Below are 1,461 nucleotides of genomic sequence, written 5' to 3' on the forward strand. Positions count from 1 at the left end.
CTGTTCTCCGCGCAGGCGGGGCGTACGCCGGGTGCGGTCGCTCTGGTGTGCGGGGAGGTGGAGGTGACGTACCGGGAGTTGGATGCGGCGTCCGACGGGTTCGCTCGTCGGCTGGTCGGGGCCGGGGTGTGTCCGGGTGACCGGGTGGGGCTGTTCTTCGACCGGTCGGTGGAGTATGTCGTGGCGTTGTTGGGGGTGTTGAAGGCGGGTGGTGTCTATGTGCCGTTGGATGCGCGTCAGCCGGGGGAGCGGTTGGGGTGGATGTTGCGGGACACGGGTGCGGTGCTGTTGGTGACCGATCGTGGTGTGGGTGGGGTGGGGTTCGCGGGTGGTCTGCCGGTGGTGCGTGTGGGTGCGGAGGTTGTCGGGGGGGTGGGGGTGGTGGCGCCGTCGGGGTTGTCGGTGGGTGCGGATCAGGCGGCGTATGTGATGTACACGTCGGGGTCGAGCGGGACTCCGAAGGGTGTGGTGAACACGCACCGCAATGTGGTGGAGCTGGCTCTGGATCCGTGGTGGGGGAGTGGCCGGCACCGGCGGGTGCTCGCTTATTCGCCGTTGGCCTTCGATTCCTCGACCTACGAGTTGTGGGTGCCGTTGCTGAGCGGTGGGCTGGCGGTGATCCTGCCCGCGGCCGAGATCGACCTCGGCGAGGTCGGCGAGGCCATCGTGCGACACGGTGTCACGGCCGCCTACTTCACCACCGCCCTCTTCGACGCGATGGCGCACGAGGCCGTCGGCAGCCTGGGGCACCTGGAGGAGATCTGGACCGGCGGCGACGTCCTGTCGGCCACGGCCCTGCGGACGGTCCTGGACCGGTGTCCGGACACCACCGTCGTGCACGCCTACGGTCCGACCGAGGCGACCGTGTTCTGCAGCTACCAGGCATTCACGCCGGATACCCGGACCGTGGAGCGGCTGCACCTGGGTGTTCCGATGGCCAACACGGCCATGTACGTCCTGGACGAGGGGCTGCGCCCGGCGCCTTCGGGTGTCACGGGTGAGCTGTACGTCGCGGGGTCGCATCTCGCGGGCGGTTATCTGGGGCGTGCGGGGCTGACGGCGGAGCGTTTCACCGCGAATCCGTACGGTCCTCCTGGGAGTCGTATGTATCGCACGGGTGATCTGGCCCGCTGGAACCAGCACGGTGGGATCGAGTTCCTGGGCCGTGCCGACCAGCAGGTCAAGCTGCGGGGCTTCCGGATCGAACTCGGTGAGGTGGAGACGGTGTTGAGCCGGGTCCCGGAGGTGGCTCGGGCGGTGGTGGTGGTGCGGGAGGATCGTCCTGGTGACAAGCGGCTGGTCGCTTATGTGGTGCCGGTCGCCGGGGGTGACGTCGACCCGGAGGCGTTGCGCCGGCATGCCGGGGGTGCGTTGCCCGAGTACATGGTGCCGTCGGCCTTCGTGGCTCTGGACGCCCTGCCGCTCACCGCCAACGGCAAGCTCGACCGGCGGGCCCTGCCC

At 69.5% G+C, this 1,461-nt stretch carries 1 protein-coding gene; it reads left to right on the forward strand.

Translation table 11 applies throughout. From position 1 onward, the window contains the following. On the forward strand, positions 1-1,461 hold a 1,461-nt coding region (locus VT52_RS34625; RefSeq protein WP_143070976.1), incomplete at its 3' end, for an amino acid adenylation domain-containing protein.

This window comes from Streptomyces malaysiense (assembly GCF_000980885.2).
In the GTDB taxonomy this organism is placed as follows: Bacteria; Actinomycetota; Actinomycetes; order Streptomycetales; family Streptomycetaceae; genus Streptomyces; species Streptomyces malaysiense.